This window comes from Chroococcus sp. FPU101 (genome assembly GCF_017312365.1).
GTDB lineage: Bacteria > Cyanobacteriota > Cyanobacteriia > Cyanobacteriales > Microcystaceae > Chroococcus.
In genome coordinates, this window is the sequence record NZ_BLJI01000013.1 from 32,583 (window position 1) to 49,452 (window position 16,870).

The 16,870-nt window shown below is 40.5% G+C and carries 17 protein-coding genes; 9 read left to right on the top strand and 8 right to left on the bottom strand.

The features are described 5' to 3' along the window. Positions 1-153: 153 nt before the first annotated feature. The gene (locus CFPU101_RS13115; protein WP_206815792.1) at positions 154-534 is read left to right on the top strand and encodes a hypothetical protein; all 381 of its coding nucleotides are present in this window, start codon (positions 154-156) and stop codon (positions 532-534) included. Here CFPU101_RS13115 and CFPU101_RS13120 read toward each other — a convergent pair whose 3' ends face one another. The 5 genes from CFPU101_RS13120 to glnA form a co-directional block, all read right to left on the bottom strand. Beyond that, complete coding sequence (locus tag CFPU101_RS13120) at positions 535-1,185, bottom strand: biopolymer transporter ExbD (protein ID WP_206815793.1); 651 nt, start codon at positions 1,183-1,185, stop codon at positions 535-537. Between the two features lie 38 nt (positions 1,186-1,223). Beyond that, complete coding sequence (locus CFPU101_RS13125; protein ID WP_206815868.1) at positions 1,224-1,868, bottom strand: MotA/TolQ/ExbB proton channel family protein; 645 nt, start codon at positions 1,866-1,868, stop codon at positions 1,224-1,226. Positions 1,869-2,030: 162 nt separating this feature from the next. After that, positions 2,031-3,746 (bottom strand): diflavin flavoprotein, encoded by a 1,716-nt coding sequence (locus CFPU101_RS13130; RefSeq protein WP_206815794.1) that lies wholly within the window; start codon positions 3,744-3,746, stop codon positions 2,031-2,033. 119 nt (positions 3,747-3,865) lie between these two features. Beyond that, the gene (gene sbcD / locus CFPU101_RS13135) at positions 3,866-5,176 is read right to left on the bottom strand and encodes an exonuclease subunit SbcD (RefSeq protein WP_206815795.1); all 1,311 of its coding nucleotides are present in this window, start codon (positions 5,174-5,176) and stop codon (positions 3,866-3,868) included. Positions 5,177-5,286: 110 nt separating this feature from the next. Next, positions 5,287-6,708 carry a type I glutamate--ammonia ligase gene (gene glnA / locus CFPU101_RS13140; protein WP_206815796.1) on the bottom strand — a complete coding sequence of 474 codons (1,422 nt, stop codon included), beginning with the start codon at positions 6,706-6,708 and terminating at the stop codon, positions 5,287-5,289. Positions 6,709-7,053: 345 nt separating this feature from the next. Between glnA and apcB the strand changes: the two genes are divergently transcribed. Together apcB and CFPU101_RS13150 are read left to right on the top strand one after the other, a co-directional pair. After that, complete coding sequence (gene apcB / locus CFPU101_RS13145; RefSeq protein WP_206815797.1) at positions 7,054-7,563, top strand: allophycocyanin subunit beta; 510 nt, start codon at positions 7,054-7,056, stop codon at positions 7,561-7,563. Positions 7,564-7,711: 148 nt separating this feature from the next. Further along, positions 7,712-7,987 (top strand): hypothetical protein, encoded by a 276-nt coding sequence (locus CFPU101_RS13150; RefSeq protein ID WP_206815798.1) that lies wholly within the window; start codon positions 7,712-7,714, stop codon positions 7,985-7,987. A 52-nt stretch (positions 7,988-8,039) separates the two neighbouring features. Here the strand turns inward: CFPU101_RS13150 and CFPU101_RS13155 are convergent, their stop codons facing one another. Together CFPU101_RS13155 and CFPU101_RS26000 are read right to left on the bottom strand one after the other, a co-directional pair. After that, a complete protein-coding gene (locus CFPU101_RS13155) occupies positions 8,040-8,735 on the bottom strand; it encodes a PEP-CTERM sorting domain-containing protein (RefSeq protein ID WP_206815799.1) in 696 nt (231 codons plus the stop codon). 555 nt (positions 8,736-9,290) lie between these two features. Further along, entirely contained in the window at positions 9,291-9,425 is a 135-nt protein-coding gene (locus CFPU101_RS26000) for a hypothetical protein (RefSeq protein WP_277988751.1), read from the bottom strand. A 172-nt stretch (positions 9,426-9,597) separates the two neighbouring features. On the opposite strand from CFPU101_RS26000, the gene alaS reads away from it, so the two are divergent. From alaS to CFPU101_RS13175, 4 genes are all read left to right on the top strand, one after another. Further along, the gene (alaS, locus tag CFPU101_RS13160; RefSeq protein ID WP_206815800.1) at positions 9,598-12,228 is read left to right on the top strand and encodes an alanine--tRNA ligase; all 2,631 of its coding nucleotides are present in this window, start codon (positions 9,598-9,600) and stop codon (positions 12,226-12,228) included. A 231-nt stretch (positions 12,229-12,459) separates the two neighbouring features. Then, positions 12,460-12,777 carry a WGxxGxxG family protein gene (locus CFPU101_RS13165; protein WP_242577956.1) on the top strand — a complete coding sequence of 106 codons (318 nt, stop codon included), beginning with the start codon at positions 12,460-12,462 and terminating at the stop codon, positions 12,775-12,777. A gap of 56 nt (positions 12,778-12,833) precedes the next feature. Continuing rightward, positions 12,834-13,556, top strand: coding sequence for an SRPBCC family protein (locus tag CFPU101_RS13170; protein ID WP_206815801.1), 723 nt, complete (start codon positions 12,834-12,836; stop codon positions 13,554-13,556). Between the two features lie 3 nt (positions 13,557-13,559). Next, positions 13,560-14,735: a zinc-dependent alcohol dehydrogenase gene (locus CFPU101_RS13175; RefSeq protein ID WP_206815802.1), complete on the top strand. Its 1,176-nt coding sequence runs from the start codon at positions 13,560-13,562 to the stop codon at positions 14,733-14,735. A 101-nt stretch (positions 14,736-14,836) separates the two neighbouring features. On the opposite strand, the gene petG is transcribed toward CFPU101_RS13175, so the two are convergent. Then, entirely contained in the window at positions 14,837-14,953 is a 117-nt protein-coding gene (petG, locus tag CFPU101_RS13180) for a cytochrome b6-f complex subunit V (protein ID WP_206815803.1), read from the bottom strand. 196 nt (positions 14,954-15,149) lie between these two features. Here petG and CFPU101_RS13185 point away from each other — a divergent pair, with 196 nt between their 5' ends. Both CFPU101_RS13185 and CFPU101_RS13190 read left to right on the top strand, forming a co-directional pair. Beyond that, a complete protein-coding gene (locus CFPU101_RS13185) occupies positions 15,150-15,524 on the top strand; it encodes a cytochrome c (protein ID WP_242577957.1) in 375 nt (124 codons plus the stop codon). Between the two features lie 205 nt (positions 15,525-15,729). Further along, positions 15,730-16,866: a geranylgeranyl reductase family protein gene (locus tag CFPU101_RS13190; protein WP_206815804.1), complete on the top strand. Its 1,137-nt coding sequence runs from the start codon at positions 15,730-15,732 to the stop codon at positions 16,864-16,866. The last annotated feature ends 4 nt before the right edge of the window (positions 16,867-16,870 follow it).

The following is a 16,870-nucleotide window of genomic DNA, read 5'->3' on the forward strand; positions in this document are numbered from 1 at the left end:
CAGGGTCAGCTATTAAAAATATTTATTTTTGAAAGATAAATCTTAAATTTTGCTTAAGACTATTCAGCGAATCGTTAATGAATCGGGATTTGTTTAAAGATTTACTAATTTAAGCCTAGCATGGAAAAAATAACTTTTATAGTCAGGTTTGCTATGGATGGTACACAACAACAACTGATCAACCTCAACCGTAAAGTAGAGCAACTTTATGACATGGTTGAGAGAATGAATTATCAAATAACGGCACTGATGTCTACTAAACAAGCGTCACGTGAAGAAAAACAGCAATATCGCGCAGAAACAGACACTTGGATGATTTCTGATTCTAACAGTGGTTCATATTCTCTGGGCATGATGGATCACAAGGATATTTTACAAGATGAGACGCACCAAAATAGTATGACCAATAGCGGTAATGACGCAAATTGGTCAACTGATATTCAGATTAGGCGTTTAACGGCCCAATTAACGGCTGCTTATCATCGAATTGCTGCACTAGAAGAGCAGCTACTATCTCATCGAATTCACTCTTAATTAATTCCCTGGTAGTGCCTTTTGTGTTGTTTGCGGAGTATTGTTTATAGCTGGAGGAATTGGCACCGAAGGCGCGGCGGGATTAAATGAAGGATTAGGACTAGAGGGGAAAGGTTGCTGGTTATTCATGTTTGGAATTGGATTTGTATTGGTATAGGGTGTTATCCCCCCCGAGGTATTATCGCCAGGCAGTGTCGCTAAAGCTACGCGATCGCCTCCGACTTGTCTGAGCAGATCTAATACCTGAATCACTTCATTGTAACTGGCTGTTCTTGAAGCATTCAGTACCATTAACCCCCCAGGATTAAACTGATGATAGTTTTTGATCGCTTCATACAGTTGATTACGCGTCACCAGTTGTTGTTCGACATACACTTGTCCAAAATCATCCAAGCTAACCACTAACATTTCCCGCATTTGAGCCGTTCCCGTACTCGCTTTCGGTAAATCTAAACTAATCGCTTGCTGACGAGATAAACCCACTGCCCCTAAAATAAAAAAAGTTAAAATACAAAAAATAACGTCAATTAAGGGTATGATTTCTATCCTCACTTCACTCTGATTAGATTGTTCATCTTGCCAAAATCTGAGAGGACGCGAAGAAAAAGACTTTTTAGAAGAATTTTTGGGTTGACGTGTTGAATTAGACATAGAAAATTTTTTATAGTCTCAACGAGCTTAAAAAGGGTTTATTGCTCTATTTTTTCGATGGGGTCGCGGTTACTCCGTAAAGCATAATGACTGTCATCAGGGTCTAGCCATTTTTGACGATAAATCACTTCTAGATCACTTCCTGCTTTACGAAAAATGCGAACTTGATTAAACCAGAGTGCTTGAAATAAACGATAGAACGCTAAACTGACAATTGCAACAATTAATCCTGCTGCTGTAGAAATTAATGATTCACTGATTCCGAGAGTAACTCCAGTGGTCGAAGAAGTTCCTAAATCACTAATTTGAATATTCGCTAAAGAACGAATCAACCCTAATACCGTGCCAAGGAGTCCGAGTAAGGGAGAAAGCGCAATCACGGCTTCTAGGATTTTATCACCCCTTCTCATTGAAGATAGAGCATCATCGGCGGCGGATTCTAAAGCAAAATGAAAAACATCGGGTTCTGGATTATTTAATTTTAAGGGTGCGTAGAGAAATTTAGCGATCGGATGTTCCCGATAGTCTCTAGCGACTTTTGCGGCAATTTCCCAGTTACGGGATGCTGTTTCCATAATTTGCGTTAAAATTTTTCTTTCATTGAGTAATGTTTTAGTCCAAAACCAAATCCGTTCGATAATAGTACTCAAAGCAAGAATAGAAAGAAAAATTAACGGCCACATTGCTGGGCCACCTTTAGTAATTAATTCGGGTAAATTCACGGTTCTTGTTTGCCTCCGTCGCTTGTCAATCATCCATCATAATCTAGCTTTTAATATAGATGATTGGATCACTTTAAAAGTTCATGATTAGCCTATCAGTATATCGCGTTCTAGATTCAGTCATTAATAATGGCTTCCAGACTTACGATGGTGAACCGCAGTGAGTCCCTCGTGTTGAACTTTGCCTTTTTGTGCGATTGCATATACCACCCAATGATCACCGCATTCCATCCGACTTTCAACACGACATTCAACGTAAGCTAAAGCGTCTTTAAGGATGGGAGAACCATTATCGGCTATTTCTACTGCTAAATCACCAAATCTTTCTTCTCCAGGGGCAAAGGGTTTAAGGAAATGTTTCATCAAACCGATGTGATTTCCTTCTTCTAAAACATTCAGTACAAAGGTATTTCCAGAATAAAGTAAAGATTCGATCGCGCGTTCTTTGGCAACAGCAATGGTTAAACCTGGTGGGTTAAAAGTTGCTTGAGATACCCAAGAGGCTAACATCGCCCCGCCTAATTCCCCTTGATGGGTGGTAACAACGCATAATGACCCAACAATCCGCCCTAATGCTTGTTCGGTTCTCGCTGACTGTGATTCACTCACCGATGCTTTAGGTTTACGCGCTTTTTGCATTTTTTTGATAGCTTGAGCAAAATCGGTTCCCGCTTCTTCACAGGTTTTTAGGGTTGCGTCGGTGGGTTTAAATTTAGCCCGAATGGGTTCAAACCCTAAACGGTAACCCCCATCTTTAAGTTTTGTTTCGAGATAATCGATCGCTTCACCACTCCAACCAAAGGAACCAAACACCCCCGCTAGTTTATTCTTATCCGCGTTGGCTAAAGTAATTCCTAAAGCAGTTTGAATTTGGGTGGGGGCGTGTCCTGCTAGAGTAGGAGAACCGAAGATAAAACCATCTGCTTTTTGCACTACGGTTTTAATTTCATCTGGATCGGCCGATTCTGCATTAATCGATTCTACTGCAACCCCCGCTTTAGTAATGCCTCGTGCGATCGCTTGGGCTAAAGTTGCTGTATTGCCATAAGCTGAAGCATAAATCAGGGCTACGGAGAATTCTTGGGATTTTTGAGCATTCAGCCATTCTTGATAGGATAGGGTCAATTCGGCTAACCCATATCTCACCAGTGGCCCATGTCCTGTAGCATAGATTTTAGCGGGTTTATCACTTAATTTTTCTAATGCTGTTGTCACTTGTTTAGCATAAGGGGCGAGTAAACAATCAAAATAATAACGACGATCTTCTGTATATATTTTCCAACCTTCATCAAAAATCTGATCCCCGCAAACATGGGCCCCAAATAGTTTATCGGTATATAAAACTTGTGTTTTTCGGTCAAAGGTACAGAGTTGATCAGGAAAACGCGGGTTAGGAGTGGGGATAAATTCGAGTTGATGATCTAACCCTATTTCAATTGTTTCTTCACCTTTAACAACTTGAATCTTTAGGGGTCTGTCTTCTAAGATTTTATTTAAAGAAATAGAACCCAAATTAGAACAAATAAATGTAATTTGTGGGGCAATATCTAATAAAGCATTTAGCGTAACACCCCGATTGGGATTAATATGACCGAGAATGACATAATCAATTGCTTTAGGGTCAATTCTTTCTTTTAAAGCATTGATAAAAATCGATGTAAAAGATTCACCAGGGGGATCAATTAAAGCAATCTTTTGAGCTTGAATCAGATAGCTATTAGCGGTTGTTCCTTTTTGTAGACCGTATTCGATCTCAAATTTTAGTCTATCCCATGTCCTTGAACGAAGCACGATGGTATTTGCTGCGACGGGACTAACTTGTACATCTCTGGGTTTCATGTGAGTTTTGGGTAGACTGATGACTTCTTTTACAGATTAGCGCAAAAGAAGACAGCTTCGATGAAGATGAGCTTGCTAATTTTCAATTAATATCATTAATGTTTTTGATATTGTAGAACTTATAATAATCTGAGTTGGGTTTTAGGTGATTTAGGAGACGAGACAACGACCGTTTCGGGTTCTTCGGGATTGACTTCGATCATGATTTCTTCTTGTTGATTGAGTAAATTTTGTGCTGCTTCAACCATATCACCGACTAAATCTCTTAAATCTTCACGATTATTGAGATAGGTTTTTAGTGCTTCTAATGGATCTAAAGTATTTCCTAGTCCTAGTTCTGGAAGTCGAGGGCGGGCTAATTGACTGATTAATTCGGCTTTTATGCTATAAGTATGTGCGGGTTTTAAGGCTTCATTAATGGCACTCATCTCGATTGATTCGATTTGTTCAGAACGAATTTTATAGATAATTCTGACTACTGCATCCTCAATGTCTTTTTTCTCAATTGCTTTAATGAGTACTTGTTGAGGATTTTCTTTTTCTGAAAGATCGACCTCAATGGTACAAAATTTTCTGACGGGTAAAGAACAAAACTCCCAATTCACTTGACCTTTTTCGACGTTGATTATGACATAGCCTTTTTCTTCTTTTTCTTCGCTAAAATCAACGCGATCGATACTTCCAGGGTAAACGATTGGCGGATCATTCGCTGGATTTAGGTTTTGGTGTTTATGGACGTGTCCTAATGCAACGTATTCAAATTCAGGGCGATGTAATAAGGCAATAGGAACAGTGAACCCTTTTCCGACGGCTAAAAAACGTTCTGCACCTAAATTAGCGCGATCAGCCATTAGATGAGCGAGTAAAATAGTCGGAAGATCGGGATCAAGTTTGCGGATCTCGGATTCTAAAATAGGTTCTAATTTGCTAATGAGAAGTGAGTGAGTTTCAGCAAGGGATAATCCTTCGGTTTCAGGATTGGTTAATAGTACAGAACGGGTTAACCAAGGAAGGGTCAGAACTTGAATATCGCCATTGGGTGTCGTAATGCGATGGGTAGAAATGCGATCGCCGACAATAAATTTAGGAACGGCTAGGGTACGATAGATACAAAGACTGGCCCCGCCATTTCCTTGAGAATGTTGATCATGATTGCCAACTAATAAAACTGTGGGAATGTTAGCATCGGCTAGACGACGAAATTGACTGGCAAACGCTTCATGAATAAAAGGCGGAGGAGTCGCATCGGGAAAAGCATCACCTCCAAATAACACTAAGTCTACAGATTCATCAATGGCTTTATCAATACAAAGGCTTAAACTATTGACAAAATCCTCTAAACGTGTATTCAATCCTGTTTTGGGGTTGATTTTTCCATGAGAAAAACCGCTACCCATATGAATGTCTGAAAGATGCAGTATTTTAATCATGTTTCACCAGGAGGAGTTTAGAGTGGGTTAAATGCTCATTAAATTCATCCTATAAGAAACAAAGCAAAAAAGGAGGCCGAAACCCCCTTTAAATTTACTCTTCTCTAAATTTAGCAATCATAATAAAGCGCAAACTCATAAGGATGAGGACGTAAACGCATGGGGTTAACTTCAACATCGAGTTTGTAGTTAATCCAAGATTGGATAAAATCTTCAGTGAAGACACCACCATCGGTTAAGAAGGCATGATCTTTTTGTAGTGCTTCTAATGCCGCTTCTAAAGATCCAGGAGTTGAAGGAATTTTGCTTAATTCTTCGGGAGAGAGATCGTAGATATCTACGTCTAAGGGTTCACCAGGATCGATTTCGTTTTTGATACCATCAAGTCCAGCACAAACCATCGCAGCAAAGGCGAGATAAGGGTTACAGGTTGCATCAGGACAACGGAACTCTAAACGTTTTGCTTTAGGGTTGGTTCCTGTTAACGGAATACGAATGGATGCAGAACGGTTTCCCTGAGAGTAAGCAAGGTTTACTGGTGCTTCAAAACCAGGTACCAGACGCTTATAAGAGTTAGTTGTGGGGTTGGTGATCGCAAGTAGTGAGGGCGCGTGTTTGATCAATCCACCAATGAAGTTTAAAGCTAGTTTACTTAAGTTAGCATAGCCGTCACCCCAGAATAAAGGATTCCCTTGATTCCAGATGGACATATGAGTGTGCATCCCCGAACCGTTGTCATTAAACAAGGGTTTCGGCATAAAGGTGACGGTTTTGCCGTATTTTTTGGCGACGTTCTTGATACAGTATTTGTAGGTCATCAAAGAGTCAGCCGCATTAACTAGGGTTTGATATTTGATCCCTAATTCCATTTGTCCACCTGTGGCGACTTCATGGTGATGTTTTTCAATAGGAACGCCACATTTACCCATCGTTAATAGCATTTCGCTACGGATATCCTGTGCGGTGTCGGTGGGTGCAACGGGGAAATAACCTTCTTTGTAACGGGGTTTATAGCCTAAATTTCCGCCTTCTTCTTTTCTTCCAGTATTCCAACGACCTTCTACACTATCAACGTAGTAATAGCCTTCGTTTTCGTTTTGGTCGAAACGAACATCGTCAAACATGAAAAATTCTGCTTCAGGCCCAACAAAGACGTTATCACCGATGCCGGTGTTTTTAACGTATTCTACGGCTTTGGCTGCGATCGTACGCGGATCACGATTGTACCATTCCCCAGTTCGAGGTTCTTTAATGCTACAAATCATGCTGAGGGTTTTGTCTTTGTAGAAAGGATCGATCCATGCTGTAGCGGGATCGGGTACCATTGCCATATCAGACTCGTTAATTGCTTTCCAACCTCGAATACTCGATCCGTCGAAAGCGACACCTTCATCAAAAGAACTTGCATCAATGAGATCGGTATAGAATGTACAGTGTTGCCAGATTCCAGGTGTATCAATAAATTTTAAGTCAATTAGCTCAATATTCTCGTCTTTAATGTACTTTAAGACCTCATCGGGCGATTGAAACATGAAGAACTCCTTAAAGGCTAGGTCATGATTTTTGCTATCTCAAATTCTTCATCGTAGGGAGTGCTTCCATCTGTTTTTGTATTATTTGATACATTATTCCTGTCAAAAGGCTAGACAAATCTTTATTTTTTGAAAAATTGTGCCGAAAAATACATTTAGCCAAAAAAATGAATGATGATATTAAGAAATGTATCAAAAAATTAACGAATTGTTAGAGACATTAGAGACTTAAAATATCTTAAGTGCTTGCTGTTCAACCCTATGGGATTATAGGTAAAAGAAGCTTACAATAAGGCTATTACTAAGCCAAATTACTCAAAAACTGCTGTTGGGAGAAAACTTTAAATGAGAGACGCTGTTACCAGTCTAATAAGAAACTACGATGTTTCAGGCCGTTATCTTGACCGCGACGCAATGGAGACCCTGAAATCTTATTTTCAGTCGGGTACTGCTCGCATTGCTGCTGCTGGGGTGATTAATGGGAATTCATCAACGATCGTTAAACAGGCTGGACTTCAGTTATTTGAGGAAGTACCAGAATTAATTCGTCCCGGTGGCAATGCTTATACTACTCGTCGTTATTCGGCTTGTCTACGGGATATGGATTATTATCTACGTTACGCGAGTTACGCTCTAGTCGCTGGTGATAACAACGTTCTTGATGAACGGGTACTACAGGGGTTACGGGAAACCTACAACTCATTATGTGTTCCCATCGGCCCGACAGTGCGCGGCATCCAAATTATGAAAGAGATGGTCAAAAACATGGTTGCTGAAACGGGTGTTTCAGATACTTCTTTTATTGATGCACCTTTTGATCACATGACCCGCGAGTTTAGCGACATCTCTGTTTAATTTGGTGTGATAGCTGTAGAGACGTGCTAGGGTGCGTCTTTACCTCTCTTTACGGTATTCCTCCTTTTAAAATCGTACTATCTCCTCTTGATCTATTTAGGTTCAAATGTACTATAATAGTAGAAGAGATTAAGAAGGAGATAATGCTATGTATGGTTCGGGTTCTAAGGTTCGTAGCCGTGATCTTGTGATTGAACAGACTGTACTGGTTGAAGCGGCGGAAAATTTAATCAGTGCATGGGATTTACCTGAAACGATCAATAGTACACAACTAGCCTCTTTATTAAATCAGCATTTAGTACAATGGTTAGATGATTTTTGTGACCATCCCGACTTTTTTCTTAAAGATAATTCTAAATTTAGAAAGAGGGTTGCTGCATTAGCAGAAGAATCAGAATCAGAGATTGCTATCTTTGCGGCTTAAAGACCAAAAAGGTAGGCAAATGAAGCCTACCCCTTGATTTTTAAAGCTTTACTTAAAGTTTAGCATTTTTTTTCTTAAGAGCAGAAGCCCCAAAGCCAGCAACAGCTAGTAAACCTAGCATGGTAGCGGGTTCAGGAGTTGTGGGAGGTGTAGGAGTACCAGATGTTCCAAGTAAATTAATGGTGACATCACCGGCGGTCACGGGATCGATCATAATGTTGAAAGAAGTTACCGCAGTTTCATCGAGACCCGTAAAAGCATCAAAATCAAACTCTAAATCCATTACGGGAGGAGCTACACCGACAGGCCCTTGAGTGACAGAAATACCGTTAATCGTTACTTTAATGGTTGTACCTGCTAAGTCAGCAGAAGTGAGACCGACAATAATGCTGTCTGCACCACCCATTGTGAAATCTACGGGAGCAAAAGTGCCGTAGTCAACAGTGACAATACCATTGGTACCAACGCCATTACTGAAAGCGAGTTCGCCACCTGCAATAGCTACTTGCGAACTTAAGGGAAAAGGTGAAGTAGAAGGTTGTTTAACTGCATCAACATCAAGACTTCTGCTAACACCACCTAGTAACTGAGAAGAGATTCCCGTGGAGGTAACTGCCGTCTGATCAGCTAATTGGAAATTGGACAAAGGGTCAATAGTTTTGATTAAAGCCGCTTCAGCTACTCCAGCAACTAAAGGGACGATAGTCGCCGCAATAGCTACTGAGGCCAATGTTTTTAACGTTTTCATGTTTTCTAGACGCGCTCACTTACATCATTTTTAGTTTTTTAAGCTAGTTTGCTTTAAAATCAGCTTTTAAAGCAAACTGCTAATAGAATAACTTTGTCTTTCTAAAAATGCAATATATTTACTAAACATATTTGTTTTTTAATGCTACAAGCTTTGTATTTGAGTAACAATAACAAATTATTGTATCAACCAAGACATTTTCAAGTGTTGAAGATCAAGTGTTTTTGGAGAGCTATTAAGATGCTACTTCAATAAAAAAATATAAAGTTTTTGTGAAAAAAATAAAGATTTAATTAAGTTTCATCAATCCATGACAATTTTTTACTTAAAAAATGGTTGAATATTTTTTTAAATTAGATTAATTCCAAAAATAGTAAAGTCAGGCATCATCTATAAATAAAAAACTTTTAAAATTAGGTTTTAATAATTCAATAAAAATTCCAATTTAGTCACTGAGATGCTTTAATTACAAGACAAACTCCTCTGTTAATCCTAAAAATGCCAGAATAAAAAGAGAGACGATCGCTAAATAATTATTTTGTCCTTAAAAACAAGTTATGGCTTGTTAGCCTCTTGTATTTTTCTTTTAAAGCGAATTTCAGCAATACACTTTTCAGGTTTTGGCTCAATCTTTAAAGTTAGCTGTGCCAATTCTTCCGCCTTCCGTTCAGGTTCTTTGGCGAGTTCCAAGAGTTCTTTAAAATTAGCTAATTCTTGCTCACTCCTTCATGGCTTAGACATTTTTCATGGCTCCAAACGTTTTCTCAGTCTGTTAGCATTGATTTTAATCTCTGTGACTCGCGGTAAACTCTTTAAAATGCCAGAATAAGAAGAAAGACGATCGCAATTTATGGAACCTTCTATGTCATATCAGCCGACATCCTTAAGCGGAGACGAAATACGCCAAACATTCTTAGAATTCTTTAATCAACGACAACATCAAATCCTACCCAGTGCCTCGCTTGTTCCCGATGATCTGACTGTACTGCTAACCATTGCGGGAATGCTACCCTTTAAACCCATTTTCCTCGGACAGAAAAAAGCCGACTATCCTCGCGCCACCACATCCCAAAAATGTATCCGTACCAATGATATTGAAAATGTCGGACGCACCGCGAGACATCATACCTTTTTCGAGATGTTGGGTAACTTTAGCTTTGGAGACTATTTTAAAGAACAAGCGATCGCCTGGGCGTGGGAACTTTCGACGAAAACCTTTGGACTACCCCCAGAACGCATTATCGTTAGTGTGTTTGAAGATGATGACGAAGCGTTTGCGATTTGGCGGGATCAAATGGGTATCCCTGCTCATCGCATACAACGAATGGGTGCAGATGATAACTTTTGGGTATCTGGCCCGACTGGCCCCTGTGGCCCTTGTTCGGAATTATACTATGATTTCCATCCCGAACTCGGAGACGAAAAAATAGATTTAGAAGATGATAGCCGCTTTATCGAGTTCTATAACTTGGTTTTCATGCAGTATAACCGAGATATTGACGGCAATTTAACCCCCTTGGCGAGTCAAAATATTGATACAGGGATGGGTTTAGAACGGATGGCGCAAATTCTCCAAAAAGTTCCGAATAACTATGAAACTGACCTGATCTTCCCGATTATTAAAACAGCAGCCGAAATAGCGGGTTTAGACTACAACACAGCCAACGAAAATACCAAAATCTCTCTTAAAGTCATTGGAGATCATGTTCGTGCAGTCGTTCATATGATCTCGGATGAAATTACCGCCTCTAACTTCGGACGGGGTTATGTCTTGCGTCGTCTAATTCGTCGTGTCATTCGTCATGGACGTTTACTTGGAATAGAAGGAGTTTTTACGCCCAAAGTCGCCGAAACTGCGATCGCATTAGCAGCCTCCGTCTATCCTAATGTCAGAATTAGAGAGGCTAACATTATTGCAGAATTACAACGGGAAGAAGAAGCTTTCTTAAAAACCCTCGAACGCGGTGAAAAACTTCTGACCGAATTACTCGCAAAAAGCCAAAATCAACAGATTTCTGGAATTGATGCCTTTACCCTCTATGATACCTATGGGTTTCCCCTAGAACTGACCCAAGAAATCGCTTCAGAACAGGATGTAACGGTCGATACGGTCGCTTTTGAAGAAGAAATGAAAAAACAGCAGGAAAGATCGAAAGCGGCTCACGAGACGATTGATTTGACTGTACAAGGTAGCTTGGATCAACTGGCAGATCAGATTCAAGCTACTGAATTTTTAGGATATGATATCGCACAATCTCAAGCTAAAATCGAAGCCATTTTAGTTGAGGGTCAAACGGTTGAATCAGCTTCTTCGGGAGATAATGTACAAATTATCCTCAATCAAACGCCGTTTTATGCTGAATCTGGCGGACAAATTGGTGATAAGGGTTATTTAACGGGAGATAATCTTTTAATTCGCGTTGATGATGTGAAAAAAGAATCCAGCTTTTTTGTGCATTTTGGACGGGTAGAAAGAGGAACCGTGAGTAAAGATGATACCGTTAGCGCACAAATTGATCGCTCTTGTCGTCGTCGCTTACAAGCCCATCATACCGCAACCCATCTTTTACAGGCAGCACTGAAAAAAATTGTAGATGAATCTATTTCCCAAGCGGGGTCTTTAGTTGATTTTGAGCGTCTACGGTTTGATTTTAACTGTCCGCGTCCCGTGACAGCACAAGAGTTACAACAAATTGAAGAACAGATCAATAATTGGATTGCCGAAGCCCATGATACCCTAATTTCCACGATGGCACTAGAGGAAGCCAAAGCTAAAGGTGCAGTCGCTATGTTTGGTGAAAAATATAGTGCCGAAGTTCGGGTGATTGATGTACCTGGTGTATCAATGGAATTGTGTGGCGGAACTCACGTCAGAAATACGGCGGAGATTGGACTATTTAAGATTATGTCAGAAGCTGGTATTTCATCAGGCGTTCGTCGCATCGAAGCAGTTGCGGGGCCTGCTGTACTAGAATACTTAAATGTCAGAGAGGCAGTGGTTAAAGATTTGTGCGATCGCTTTAAAGTCAAACCTGAAGAAATTAGCGATCGAATTACTAGCTTACAGTCTGACCTCAAAACCACACAAAAGCAAGTCGAAACCCTCAAACAAGAATTAGCGATCGCAAAATCTGCTCAACTTTTAGATCAAGCGGAAACAGTAGGCCAATTTAAAGTTTTAGTTTCTCACATCGAAGGGGCAGATGCTAATGCGTTGATGAGTGCGGCTGAAAGATTACAACAAAAAATCGGCGAAGGCGGTGTTATTCTGGGTTCGGCTGCCGATGGCAAAGTGAGTTTAGTCGCTGCTTTTAGTCCAAAATTAGTCAAAGAGAAAAAACTACAAGCGGGTAAATTTATCGGTGAAATCGCTAAAATTTGCGGTGGTGGTGGCGGTGGTCGTCCCAATTTAGCACAAGCAGGTGGACGAGATCCCAGTAAGTTATCAGAAGCTTTAGCCACTGCTAAAAAACGGTTAGTGGAAAATTTATAGAATAACCTTTTACAGTCATCAGTGACCAGTGATCAGTATGAAAGTTGATTTGACTGTTTACTGATTACTGTTATATTGAACTAAACCTCTTCTTGCCCCTCAACAAATCTCATCTAAAAGAACTACACACTAATCAAACCAAAGTGAGAGCCTTATTTCTAAATGATCGCTCAAACTTAATAGTAAGTACGAAAACGACTAACCGAAAACTTTTAGATGAGGTAACTTATTATGAAATCTCCAAAATTAGGCAAATCCTTACGCATTGGTTTAATTGCTACTGCTATTTCAACTTTACCAATGATTTTACCTGTATCGGCTCAAACTTCCCCTACGGTACCCGATAGCAATACACCAGGCACAACAAACGATAGCACTACAGATACTACCACGACTACAGATACCTATCGCCAAGATGACGGTTTTGACTGGGGTTGGTTAGGTTTATTGGGATTAATTGGTTTAGCTGGACTTAAAGGTAAATCTGATGATAATCGACGCAATTATGTTGATGCAACAACGGCAAGCCGTACGGACTATCGCAGCTAGACTGTTTCGACATTGAAAATAGTTTGTATGCGAAATAAATTAAGGAGTCTTTGATCATGGAAATTACGACCAATAAAGACAATTCACCTGTACCCGAAAAAGTGGAACAAATGGGGGAGGCCGAACGCTGGAGTTCTTTAATTACAGGTGGTAGTCTTGTACTACTTGGATTAAAAAAAGGCTCTTTAAAAGGCGCATTGATGGCACTGGCAGGCGGAGGTTTAGTTTATCATGGTACGGCTGGACAAGAAAGCATCAAAGATCAAATTGTAAATAAAGTCGATGCGTCTGGAAGTATTAAAGTTGAAAAAACTGTAACCATCTTCAATAAATCGCCCGAAGAACTATATCAGGTTTGGCATAACTTTGAGAACCTACCCAATTTTATGAAATATCTGAAATCAGTTAAGGTGATCGATAAAACCCGTTCCCACTGGGTCGCTGATGCCCCTCTAGGTGAAAGTGTCGAATGGGATGCTGAAATGATCGAAGATCGGCCAAATCAATTAATTGCTTGGTCTTCTATAGAAGGAGCAGACGTTGAAAATTCGGGGTTTGTTCGATTCCAGAAAGGCCCAGAAGGTCGGGGAACTGAAGTCAAAGTGGTCATGGAATATAACCCCCCTGGTGGTGCGGTTGGTGCAGCCTTGGCTAAATTATTTGGTAAAGAACCAGAGCAATTAATTGGATCATCTTTACGACATTTCAAAATGCTGATGGAAGCAGGAGAAATTGCAACAACTGAGGGACAACCCTCGGCTCGCCAAGGAGATAAATAGAAAATGAAAGCTGTATGCTGGCATGGCGCGATGGATATGCGGGTCGAAACTGTACCCGACCCAACTATTCTTAACCCACGAGATGCCATTATTAAAATTACGTCTACCGCTATTTGTGGCTCAGATTTACATATCTACGATGGCTTTATCCCCACGATGAAAGCGGGTGATATTATGGGTCACGAGTTTATGGGGGAGGTGGTAGAAGTGGGGCCTTCAGTCCAAAAACTGAAAAAAGGTGATCGCGTCGTGGTTCCTTTTCCCATCTCCTGTGGTCAGTGTTTCTTCTGCAACCGAGAATTATGGTCATTGTGCGATAATTCTAATCCTTCTGAGAATGCGGGATTAATTGAAAAGTTATATGGTCATTCTCCTGCTGCCCTTTTTGGCTATTCTCACTTTTTTGGGGGCTATGCGGGTGGACAGGCTGAGTATGCACGTGTCCCCTTTGCCGATGTTGGCCCGATTAAGGTTCCTGATGGACTGACGGATGATCAAGTACTTTTCCTCAGCGATATTTTACCAACAGGTTATATGGCGGCGGAAAATTGTAATATTCAGCCTGGGGATATTGTCGCAATTTGGGGGTGTGGCCCTGTCGGACAGTTTGCGATTAAAAGTGCATTTCTACTCGGTGCAGAACGGGTTATTGCAATTGACCGTTTTCCCGAACGCCTGAAAATGGCTCACGAAATGAGTGGCGCAGAAATTCTCAACTATGAGGAAATCGATGTCGGGGAAGCCTTAAAAGAGATGACGGGAGGACGCGGGCCCGATGCTTGTTTAGATGCCGTCGGTCTAGAAGCTCATGGCATGGGTCTAGAAGGATTTTACGATAAAGTCATGCAGGCTGTACGCATGGAAACCGATCGCCCGAATGTCTTACGTCAAGCGATCGTTAGCTGTCGTAAGGGTGGAACTGTTTCTCTAGCTGGGGTTTACGGTGGATTTATCGACAAAGTGCCGATGGGTGCAGCGTTTAATAAAGGTTTAACGATGAAGATGGGACAAACCCATGTTCACAAGTATCTACGTCCTCTACTTGAACGGATTCAAAACGGCGAAATCGATCCATCTTATATTATTTCCCATCGTCTGCCCCTTGAAGACGCCCCAAGAGCTTATGACATTTTTAAGAATAAAAAAGAAAACTGTACAAAGGTGGTACTAAAACCTTGACAAAATACAAAAGACGTGCTAAGGCGCGTTTTTTTTTGAGATACGAAATATTGTCAATTACCCACACTGAAGACAGATCTCAGAGTGTGGGATAATTATAATTAGTCGATTCCGAGTTGCTTACCGCGTTTGTACTGCATATATGCAGCAAAAAATAAGCCAGCAAGGGTAATAAAGATGCAACCTAACGCAATCCCTAAAGTTAAGGGTTCAATCATGATCGTGTTTCCTTGTGCTTTGAAAGACAGTCCTGTATCTTATCCTACAGCGACAACGACTCCGAAACAAAGTTTTAAGGTAACAATTTTGTGACGAATCTCAACAAAACTATTAAGTCAAATTAACAAAAGTAGTTTTTTTAGCCCATATCGTTGCAAAATGTAAAGATATAATCATTAAACTTTAAAATAATCTGTGGATAGTCAGCTAACGGGATCTAAAGTAGCACTGCATCGTCTTCTAATCGGGGTGATGGCAGCTTTGTTGATCATCTTTACCATTACGATAGGCTTATATTTTCATCAAATTTCCGATCCTTATATTCGAGAAGTGTTATCGTTATCGGGAGATCTAAAACGAGGTTCGGAGATTTTTCAGATTAATTGTGCAGTTTGTCATGGAATCAAAGCTGATGGCAGTGTTGGCCCTAGTTTACACCATGTCTCAAAACGAAAATCGAGAGTTAGTCTGATTAATCAAGTCATTAGCGGTAAAACGCCACCAATGCCGAAATTTCAGCCAACTTCGCAAGATATGTCCGATTTGTTAAGCTATTTAGAACGATTATAAAGATTTTTAGGGTTCTTTGTTGGCAATCTTCGTAACCGTAGCAAACACCCTCAGAGATAGTGTACTCATGAAAAGCCACAAGAATTGATCTTAATTTGATCGCGATCGTAACAAAGCGTTCTTTATTAAATCGGTGCAGACTTTCCTAGCCAAATCATCGTAATTGTGCGTATAATAATCCAAATCTTTGTCAAAAAAGTACCCTATGCTAGATTGTATTATTATTGGTGCTGGCCCTGCTGGAGCAACCGCCGCCTATCACTTGGCGAAAAAAGGACGTTCTGTCGTCGTCTTAGACAAAGCAAGTCTACCCCGTTATAAACCTTGTGGTGGGGGTGTTTCTCCCGCGATCAAAAAATGGTTTGACTTTGATTTTACGCCCGTTATTAGCAATACAATCAATACAGTTCGCTACACTTGGAAACATGGTGATCCAGTGGAATCCGATTTGAGTATGCTAGATCCCATGTGGATGGTAAAACGAGATCAGTTTGACGATTTTTTGTGTCAGCAAGCTCAAAAGAAAGGCGCACAGATCAAAGATAATACAGAAGTAACAGCGATCGCATTTCTACAAGATCACTGGGATGTCACCACTTCTAACGGAACTTATCAAGCTAAATATCTTATTGCTGCTGATGGAGTAACTGGAAAAACCGGGCAATGGTTAGGGTTTTCGTCAAGAGAAAATAGTTTAGGGGCAACACTAGAAATTAAAACGGCTATCCCTAATACTAAACTTCATACCGCATCATTTGACTTTGGTTCCCTAAAAAATGGCTATATCTGGAACTTTCCCAAAGCAGATGGCTATACTATTAGCGCAGGATGTTTCAAAGGGAAAATTAAATCTGAGGAATTGAAAAAACAACTGTTTAATTATGCGTCAGCATCAGGTATTGATACATCTAACGCGCAATATTACGAATATCCTCTAGCAGTTTGGACAGAAAAACCAATCCTACACACCCGTCAAGCATTAATCGCAGGTGAAGCAGCAGGAATTCTAGATCCGCTCATTGGTGAAGGGATTAGGCCTTCTATTCTAACAGGAGTCAGGGCAGCAGAAGCGATCGATCAAGCTTTATCGGGTGATGCAAATGCCTTAGCTAGATACACCAATATTATTGATGATGAATGGGGTGTAGACATGGTTTTAGCGCAACGTCTAGCGGGCTTATTCTATCAGTTTACCCAGATTGCCTACAAAGTTGGGGTCAAACGTCCCGCAGCAGGGGAAATTATGGGTAAAATCCTTTGTGGAAAACTGCGATATAGTGATGTGGTTGAACAAGCAATGCAGAGGCTCAAAAAATCTTTAATACCCGGTTTTGGACGTTAATGAT

Bases quoted from the DNA above. Each gene is read 5' to 3' on its own strand.
- CFPU101_RS13190 (WP_206815804.1), top strand. From the start codon at position 15,730: ATGCTAGATTGTATTATTATTGGTGCTGGCCCTGCTGGAGCAACCGCC.
- CFPU101_RS13175 (WP_206815802.1), top strand. From the start codon at position 13,560: ATGAAAGCTGTATGCTGGCATGGCGCGATGGATATGCGGGTCGAAACT.
- CFPU101_RS13130 (WP_206815794.1), bottom strand. From the start codon at position 3,746: ATGAAACCCAGAGATGTACAAGTTAGTCCCGTCGCAGCAAATACCATC.
- CFPU101_RS13165 (WP_242577956.1), top strand. From the start codon at position 12,460: ATGAAATCTCCAAAATTAGGCAAATCCTTACGCATTGGTTTAATTGCT.
- CFPU101_RS13120 (WP_206815793.1), bottom strand. From the start codon at position 1,185: ATGTCTAATTCAACACGTCAACCCAAAAATTCTTCTAAAAAGTCTTTT.
- glnA (WP_206815796.1), bottom strand. From the start codon at position 6,708: ATGTTTCAATCGCCCGATGAGGTCTTAAAGTACATTAAAGACGAGAAT.
- CFPU101_RS13125 (WP_206815868.1), bottom strand. From the start codon at position 1,868: ATGTGGCCGTTAATTTTTCTTTCTATTCTTGCTTTGAGTACTATTATC.
- CFPU101_RS13155 (WP_206815799.1), bottom strand. From the start codon at position 8,735: ATGAAAACGTTAAAAACATTGGCCTCAGTAGCTATTGCGGCGACTATC.
- sbcD (WP_206815795.1), bottom strand. From the start codon at position 5,176: ATGATTAAAATACTGCATCTTTCAGACATTCATATGGGTAGCGGTTTT.
- alaS (WP_206815800.1), top strand. From the start codon at position 9,598: ATGTCATATCAGCCGACATCCTTAAGCGGAGACGAAATACGCCAAACA.
- apcB (WP_206815797.1), top strand. From the start codon at position 7,054: ATGAGAGACGCTGTTACCAGTCTAATAAGAAACTACGATGTTTCAGGC.
- CFPU101_RS13150 (WP_206815798.1), top strand. From the start codon at position 7,712: ATGTATGGTTCGGGTTCTAAGGTTCGTAGCCGTGATCTTGTGATTGAA.
- petG (WP_206815803.1), bottom strand. From the start codon at position 14,953: ATGATTGAACCCTTAACTTTAGGGATTGCGTTAGGTTGCATCTTTATT.
- CFPU101_RS13115 (WP_206815792.1), top strand. From the start codon at position 154: ATGGATGGTACACAACAACAACTGATCAACCTCAACCGTAAAGTAGAG.
- CFPU101_RS13170 (WP_206815801.1), top strand. From the start codon at position 12,834: ATGGAAATTACGACCAATAAAGACAATTCACCTGTACCCGAAAAAGTG.